Below are 7,802 nucleotides of genomic sequence, written 5' to 3'. Positions count from 1 at the left end.
TTAAATGTTTAGAAAGCGATGAATGATTCACCGAAACAAGACCATTACTTGGACCCACATCCGCTGCGTGGCGTAAACTTTTCCACTCGTTCGTTCAGCACCAATTAAATACGAAATGAGCGTGGGAACCGTACATTTTCGTGCTGTTTCTACATAATCTTGATGGAATTGGTTTATCTAATATAAACTCCTGTGTTTCTAATGAATCAACTACATTTCCTTCTACACTATAAGTCTCCATCTTCATTAAAATTCCTGAGGCTTTATGCACCCAAAATCTAAATAAGACTGAGTGATGTTTTTCAGAGTTAAATGCATTAAGGTTTCCTCTTATAATCATCACTTTTTCTCCAAGATAAGTATCTTCTTGTTGTTCAATCTCCCATCGACTTTCATCGCTTTTTGGTCCTCTTTATTTCTTAATTATAATTGCATCCATAAACTACTTTTCGTCGTGTGTTGCTTCTATTGTGTGACTTTCTACTTCCATCCATCGTACAATGGCATCGAGAATTTTGCTCGTTCTCTTTAGACAACTTGAGAACTCAGCCTAAAATAATATTTTAAAGAAATTCTATTCTCAATGAAAAATAAAGGTGTCTTCAGTTGTATTTAAAGTGAAAGGAGGTGGTGGGGTGCATCATTCTCTAGAAGTTCATGATGCTTTGCAACGGGCACTGGAGTTATATTCCCAGAGTCTGATTAAAGTGGCGTTCGCATATCTAAAAAATGTAGCGGACGCTGAAGAGATTACACAAGAAGTATTTTTAACATATTTGCAGAATTCCCCCGTATTCAACAACACTGAACATGAAAAAGCTTGGCTCATACGTACAACCATTAACAAAAGCAAAAACATGCTGAAAACCGGTTGGTTCCGCAGCAGAAACCCAATTCCTGAGGATTTAAGCTACCTCCCTAAGGAAGAGAATGAGTTATTACAAGCAGTATTAGCTCTGGATAAAAAATATCGAATTCCCATCCATCTGCACTATTATGAGGGATATACGATCCAAGAAATTGCAGAGATCCTGCAGGCAAAGCCCGCAACAGTGGGTACTTGGCTTGCGCGTGGACGCCTTCTTTTAAAAGAAAAGATTGGAGGGCTTGAGAATGAGGAAACCTAGCTATAAATCGGTGATAGATAAGGTAAAGATGAACGATAGATTCAAAGAAGAAACTTATAAAAAACTTATTCAAGCAACACCAATTAAGGAGGAAAATAAAATGATAAATAGCATGAAATTATCCTTAAAAAACTTGGGCCTGATAGTCACAGTTTGTACAGTATTGACAGGTTCATACACGATGACACAGCACTCGAAGACCGACACGCAAAGTACATCAGTAGATACGAACAGACCACAAATCACAGCCAAAGCAGCTGTGAATATCGAGGGAACGATTACGGAGGTCAGTACAAACGGTAAAAGCTTTAAGGTCGGCGATTTATGGGTAACGGTAACAAACAAAACCCAGCTAGGGATCAATGGACCAACTGCAGCGAAACCATCGGAAGAACTGTTGCAAAAAGAATTTAAAGTAGGAAACTTCATTTCTGGTTACACATCTCAAGATGTTAGTACTGGAAAAGTCACTGCCGATATAATCTACAACAATATGGCTCCTGTAGAATAAGTGATATTTATTCATAATGAATTAAAAAATGGGATTGTCAAGAATCTGTGTAAGTTTTTGAAACGAAGAACATATATGTAATTACACAACTATATTCAGCGGACAAAATTAAAAAAATTGTCCGCTGAATGCAATTTATAAGCCTTGCATAGAATAGTCTTCAGCAAAGTCACATCATTTGCTTAAATCCTTTGGAATACTTCTTGAATTCGATTAAACCTATTTTTACAACTAGGAAGAACGAATCCCTTCAAAAGCGTTTAATATTAATTGTTGTACATATGATTCATCTAATGTTTCGCCTGTCACCAGTAATCGATAGAAGATCGGACCGTAAATTAAATCAATACATATATCAATGTCGATACTTTTCTTCAATTCACCGCGTTGAATTCCTTTTTCTAAAAGCTTCCTTGCTTCAAGTCGGCGGGGATGAAAATATCGAGTACGATAGGCATCTGCCAATCCTGAATCAAACTGTCCTTCACCTAATAACTGCGTAATTATAGTCCCCTCCCGACTCGTCAAAAACATGGTTAAATTTGTGGCGTGTATTAGAATATCATTGTACGCCGAACCAGTATCAGGCACAGGCAATCTTTCAGAGGCAGCATAAAGGAAACCATCCATCACTACTGCAGCCTTGTTTGGCCACCATTTATAAATAGTTGCTTTGCTAACTTGGGCACATTCTGCGATTTTATCAACTGTGACAGCTTGAAACCCATTTTCCAACAATAAATCATAAGATGCGGAAAGGATTGACTTTTGTGCTTCTAAATTACGTGGTCTCCCTCTTTTTCCATTCATCATAAATACCACCTTTCTTCCGAAATTAATAAACTGTATGTTCAGTATATCAATTATATAAAAAAACAGAAAGTTGAAATCGCCTATTTACAAAACTACACGTTCAGTATATTATATGGTTAATGATTTTATATACTAAACGTACAGTATTTTAAAATAAAAATAATTAACTAACTTAGGGAGGGAAACTACACAACGTATTATTAACAGTAAAGCATTATATTTCACATACAAGGAGTTGTACGAAATGACTGATATAAAGAAACAAACAATCGAAAAAAATATCCCTTCGTGGTTAACCATTCTTTTGGCTACCGCATGCGGTATCATTGTAGCTAATTTATATTACGCGCAGCCCTTAGTTGGGGTAATTAGCTCATCAATCGGGTTGTCAGCAAACAGTTCTGGCTTAATCGTTACGTTAACGCAAATCGGTTACGTTGTCGGTTTACTATTTATCGTGCCTTTAGGAGATATTCTTGAAAATCGGAAGCTAATTGTCTCATCTTTACTTATCACAGCATTCGCCCTTGCAATTACAGCAATGACGAAACAAATTTTGCTGTTCTTAGTCGCTTTATTTGTCATAGGTTTAGGTTCGGTAGCTACGCAAGTACTCGTACCTTTTGCATCATATCTTGCATCCGATTCTTCACGTGGCCGTGTTGTCGGCAATGTCATGAGCGGTTTGTTACTTGGAATCATGCTCTCACGTCCTTTGTCGAGCTTAGTTGCTGAGTTTCTTGGCTGGCATGCCATATTCATTTTGTCTGCTATAGCTATTATGGTTTTGGCTATTGTACTTTCGAAGGTGTTACCTAGAAGAAAGCCTTCAACGGACACACACTATATAGCTCTACTTGGTTCTATGTGGCATTTGTTACAAACAACCCCGATATTACGCCGTCGAGCTGTATATCATGCAGGTGTGTTTGCATCTTTTAGTTTGTTTTGGACAACAGTTCCACAACTGTTAACTAGCCCTGCTTTTCATTTTTCTCAGAAAGATGTTGCGTTATTCGCGCTTGTTGGAGTCGCTGGTGCAGTAGCCGCTCCTATTGCAGGACGAATTGCCGATCTTGGCTTGACTAGACCTGCAACAGGAATAGCACTTCTTACAGTTGTCATTTCTCTTTTATTGCCGCTTATTATCCAAACTAGCTCACCTATTGGTATTGCTGTTCTCGTAGTTTCATCATTATTGTTGGATGCTGGAGTATCCGCAAATCTTGTACTCAGCCAACGTGCGCTTTTCTCGTTGAGTCCCGAAGTTCGTAGTCGTCTGAATGGGCTATTCATGGCAATTTTCTTTTTTGGTGGTGCAATTGGGTCAGCAATCGGTGGATGGGCCTATGCAATTGGAGGATGGAGTACTGCATTATGGATCGGAATAATTCCTCCTATACTTTCCATATTTTATTTCGCTACAGAGAAGAAGTAATTCTAAGATAGTTTTAAAGAACCTTTATCATTACTTAAACAAAAAGAAGCGAATTTGGAATTACTATCTTCCAAATTCGCTTTATTCTTAATCACATCGTCCTAACATGCCCAAGCTAAATTGGAATTAGATTTAGGGGGGAAAAACACCAGTTTTGGAATGGTTATAATCTGTAATATATTTCACTTCTAAATAAAAATCCCTTGTTAAACTAAACTGCCTCGTTAGCCATCCATGAAGCGCAAAAATAAGCTCTGCACCACAGAAAATGAAAGATGTTTAAGTTCTTTCTGGGAGTTCAATAAAAAAAGAGCTGCCTATGCAACCCGATGATCTTCAAGTAAAGTACCCTGTTAGTTTAAGAAGAACAGCGACGCTTATTCAACAATCAGTTACAGAAACTTAATAAATTAGAAATTAGAAGTCTCTTCTAATCTACTTGACATCTTATTGTGGAAATGTTTCTATCAAAGGGAGAGTAACCGAATGAATTCCAAAATTTTCTAAATAAAATAGAGAAGTAACATAATTTACTTCTCTACTTTAAAGTTACCCTAATAACTTTTGATATTCAGAGTTCTTTTCAAACTCAGCTTTTGCAAAAGGACAAAGTGGAATGACTTGTAATTTTTCTTTTTTAGCATATTCAACAGCAGCTTTTACTAATTGTTGTCCTACATTCTTTCCTCTTAAATGTTCTGCTACATGTGTATGATCTAATATAATTCGAGTTTCTCCTACCCGAACAAAATGGACTTCTGCTTCGCTATTTTCCTCATCACCTATATAAAATGACTGACTACCTTGTTTAATTTCCAGCAACCTTATCCCCACCTTATATTTTATATGTTAATGCACGGCTTGGACATCTATCAATTACTTCAACTACTTTTTTAGCATCTACTTTATCAAGAGAAATCCATGGTCTAGCCTTCACATTAAAAACTTCAGGTAATCCTTTAACACATTCAGCAGCGTGTTCACAAATTTCTCCATCGAAATAAACTGTAATTTTTTCTCCTTTATACTCTTTTAATCCCATTTTTATCACTCCTCATGTTTTTCTTAGATTCATAGTAAACTATAAATCTAATCTCTTTATGAAAATAAGAAACTACTTCCATAGTTGATTAAATAGTTGTTAACTTAGCATAGATAACAAAAAATACAATTAATTCTACCATAATTAAAATATTAGGTACTGAAATGATTAAATTAAGAATAAAAAATCCAACTAAAATCCCTAAAAATAAACCTAAATGATATATTTTTAATCGTTGTTTCTTATATCTATATTGGTGAAAAACAAATGAAGTTGATAAAAAGTAGAGTAATACCGATCCAAAAACAAAAAATAAAATAAAATAATAATTAACCTCATGCATAAACAATAATCTTATCGACGCTGCAATCATGCTTAAAGACATTAAAATGAATAGATGACCATATATAATCATTTGACCCGCTGTTTTTATAGATTTATTAACTTTCTTTTCTAAATTATCGAAGTATTGCCACCACATTAATATGATTAAAACAAATGAAACTATAGTAAATAATATGGAATTCCAATCTCCTTGTTTTGGTTGAATTACAGCCAGTGTACTAACTAGAGTTTCACCGAAGAGAATGATAGTAAATAGACCAAATCGCTCAAATAAATGAGCTGTATTTGTAGGTACCATCACTAATCGCTTTCGTCCAATAATTGGGATTAAAATTTCCACAAGTATACCTGTATACAATATAAGATACCTAATCCATGAGTCAAAAAAGAGGGAGCACAATGAAATAATAATGCCAACCCAAAAGTACTTTCCAAAAAAGAGTGCAGCTTTCTTTCGAGCCCCTACCTCTGTCCGTTGTACAACAAGATATTGAATTGCAACTAATGCCCTTAGTCCAATATAACCTATTAGAAAAGATCTATAATACGAATCGAAATCTACTGATAAACTAGCAATCATGATTAGCGCAAAGAACATTTGTAAAATTAAAAATATACGGTGATGAAATAAATCTTCTCCGTAGCGATTGATAAACATTGTTTGTCCTACCCAAGCCCACCAGATGGGAATAAAAATCAGTACAAACTTTAATAGATAGTCTGAATGGATGTACCCTTTTTCAACATGAAGCAAAATATGAGTTACAGTAGCAATAGCTGCTACAATTAGCAAATCATAAAATAGTTCTAACCAAGTGACCTTTTTTTCTTCCATTTTTGTACCAATCCTCCACTATCTTTAATTATTTTTTAAAAAATAGGAAGACCACATTAACTGCATCGAATAGATCGGAATGCTATTCCATTTGAATTGTTTTTTACATTCCAAACAGTTTTGTAACCCCTTAAAACATCCTCTCCTTTTGCACCATAAAACTCAGGATACTTATTGATCAATACTGCCACGTTAGTCTAAGTACATTTCTTCACAATTTCTTTAAAAATTTTAATATCCACTTTAATATAACAAATTATCAATCTTAATTATAAATAATCAAACTTTTTACAAAGCTACAATATGCATATTTCTTCCTATATTGATTATATAATCATTGTAATAGGTTTCAATCACACAATATCTATACCTTTTTTTCATATTCTTAAAATTTGCTGTTCAGTAATTAACTGAAAAATTCAATTTAAGGGTAGCAAATTAAGTATTATATATAAAGTTGTATCCATTACGAAAATATCCTTAAAGAACTGTTCAAATAAACCTTTAACACTAATCCAGATTGAATTAGACTAAAAACTGTCGTCCAATCTGGTCCTTTAATGAAAACGAGCGCTGTTCCTTATTACAGAATTGCGCCCGATTATAGAAGATCGTTATTCATCTAAAGCCCTCCGTTAGTTTAACTAAGAAGTTACTTTTATCAAATATTATAATTATTTTATATAGGGATTTTTTAATGGCATTATGTCGTAATTAATCATGCTTACTAAACCATGTATCAATGGAATTTATCATATTTTCAAATGCTTCTTCTTTAAATGGTGAGGCGATTCCTGAATGATCAAGTAAGTCTAGGAAAGATAAACGTCCCCCCTGTTTGCATATGTCCATATATACATTCCAAGCAGTATACATATCTTTTTGTGCGATTGACCAAATCTGCAATGCACAAATTTGAGCCATTGCATAGTCGATATAATAAAATGGAAATTTAAATAAATGAATTTGTTGGTGCCAAAAGTTCCCTTTTGTTAAGTAAGAGTGATTATAGGTAGTTTCTTACGATTAGTCAACCTTATTTAAAGAATAATTTATATTTTTATGAGTGTGAAGTGGTGAGGGATATCCCTCACCACTTCACACTCATTTTTAGATACGCCAAAGAGACCTGACGAATTTTATTTTTTTCGAAAGGTCATTATGATATAGTTTATGTAGGTGATTACGATTTCTGAGCTGGTAGTGCGGACTCATAATCGTAAAGAATGCCACGCGTCAGTAACTGAAATGTCACTTTCAGAAACTTATTGATGCAGGCGATTATCGCAACCTTATGAAGCTTCCTCTGAGGTTGCTTTTTTAATTTGTAGTAATAGTCCACAAAATGATTCGGTTTTCCTTTAGCCATAAGCATGGCGCACACCATAAAATATAAAATCTTACGTAGATGTTTGTTTCCTCGTTTATTAATCCTGTCTCGATATTGCGTATTCCCAGACTGGTACCGCATAATATCAATGCCTGCGTAAGCGTTCAGTTGTTTCGCATTTTGAAAACGGCGGATGTCACCTATTTCTCCAATTAATCGGCACGCCGTTGAATCGCCAACCCCAGGAATCGAACGAAATACTAGATATTCTTTTCGTCCTTCCGACAATTCCACCATCTGTTTCACAAGCGCATCTTTCTTCTCTAGTAAATCCGCAATGCGAGCTGCGTAATCTCGTGCT

At 35.0% G+C, this 7,802-nt stretch carries 9 protein-coding genes; 3 read left to right on the top strand and 6 right to left on the bottom strand.

The window, feature by feature from the left end; all coding sequences use genetic code 11:
- Nucleotides 1–635: 635 nt before the first annotated feature.
- On the top strand, nucleotides 636–1,127 hold the full coding sequence (locus tag ACIQXF_RS22735; RefSeq protein ID WP_402788051.1) for an RNA polymerase sigma factor: 492 nt from the start codon (nucleotides 636–638) through the stop codon (nucleotides 1,125–1,127).
- Nucleotides 1,114–1,638, top strand: coding sequence for a hypothetical protein (locus ACIQXF_RS22730; RefSeq protein ID WP_402788048.1), 525 nt, complete (start codon nucleotides 1,114–1,116; stop codon nucleotides 1,636–1,638). The genes ACIQXF_RS22735 and ACIQXF_RS22730 overlap by 14 nt, the downstream gene beginning before the upstream one ends.
- 231 nt (nucleotides 1,639–1,869) lie before the next feature.
- On the opposite strand, the gene ACIQXF_RS22725 is transcribed toward ACIQXF_RS22730, so the two are convergent.
- Nucleotides 1,870–2,448 (bottom strand): TetR/AcrR family transcriptional regulator, encoded by a 579-nt coding sequence (locus ACIQXF_RS22725; RefSeq protein WP_402788054.1) that lies wholly within the window; start codon nucleotides 2,446–2,448, stop codon nucleotides 1,870–1,872.
- Nucleotides 2,449–2,695: 247 nt separating this feature from the next.
- Between ACIQXF_RS22725 and ACIQXF_RS22720 the strand changes: the two genes are divergently transcribed.
- Nucleotides 2,696–3,889 (top strand): MFS transporter, encoded by a 1,194-nt coding sequence (locus ACIQXF_RS22720; protein ID WP_402788045.1) that lies wholly within the window; start codon nucleotides 2,696–2,698, stop codon nucleotides 3,887–3,889.
- 549 nt (nucleotides 3,890–4,438) lie between these two features.
- Here ACIQXF_RS22720 and ACIQXF_RS22715 read toward each other — a convergent pair.
- The 5 genes from ACIQXF_RS22715 to ACIQXF_RS22695 form a co-directional block, all read right to left on the bottom strand.
- The gene (locus ACIQXF_RS22715; protein WP_402788042.1) at nucleotides 4,439–4,711 is read right to left on the bottom strand and encodes a GNAT family N-acetyltransferase; all 273 of its coding nucleotides are present in this window, start codon (nucleotides 4,709–4,711) and stop codon (nucleotides 4,439–4,441) included.
- A gap of 13 nt (nucleotides 4,712–4,724) precedes the next feature.
- Nucleotides 4,725–4,931, bottom strand: a complete 207-nt coding sequence (locus tag ACIQXF_RS22710) for a (4Fe-4S)-binding protein (RefSeq protein WP_268639773.1) — start codon at nucleotides 4,929–4,931, stop codon at nucleotides 4,725–4,727.
- 88 nt (nucleotides 4,932–5,019) lie between these two features.
- Complete coding sequence (locus ACIQXF_RS22705; RefSeq protein WP_402788038.1) at nucleotides 5,020–6,111, bottom strand: low temperature requirement protein A; 1,092 nt, start codon at nucleotides 6,109–6,111, stop codon at nucleotides 5,020–5,022.
- 714 nt (nucleotides 6,112–6,825) lie between these two features.
- On the bottom strand, nucleotides 6,826–7,035 hold the full coding sequence (locus ACIQXF_RS22700) for a hypothetical protein (RefSeq protein ID WP_402788035.1): 210 nt from the start codon (nucleotides 7,033–7,035) through the stop codon (nucleotides 6,826–6,828).
- 259 nt (nucleotides 7,036–7,294) lie between these two features.
- On the bottom strand, nucleotides 7,295–7,802 hold a 508-nt coding region (locus tag ACIQXF_RS22695; RefSeq protein WP_402788032.1), incomplete at its 5' end, for a transposase.

Origin of the sequence: Lysinibacillus sp. NPDC097231, from assembly GCF_044761885.1 — a bacterium.
In the GTDB taxonomy this organism is placed as follows: Bacteria; Bacillota; Bacilli; order Bacillales_A; family Planococcaceae; genus Lysinibacillus.
The sequence above is the reverse complement of the archived record's forward strand: the minus strand, read 5'-3'. Positions and strand labels throughout refer to the sequence as shown.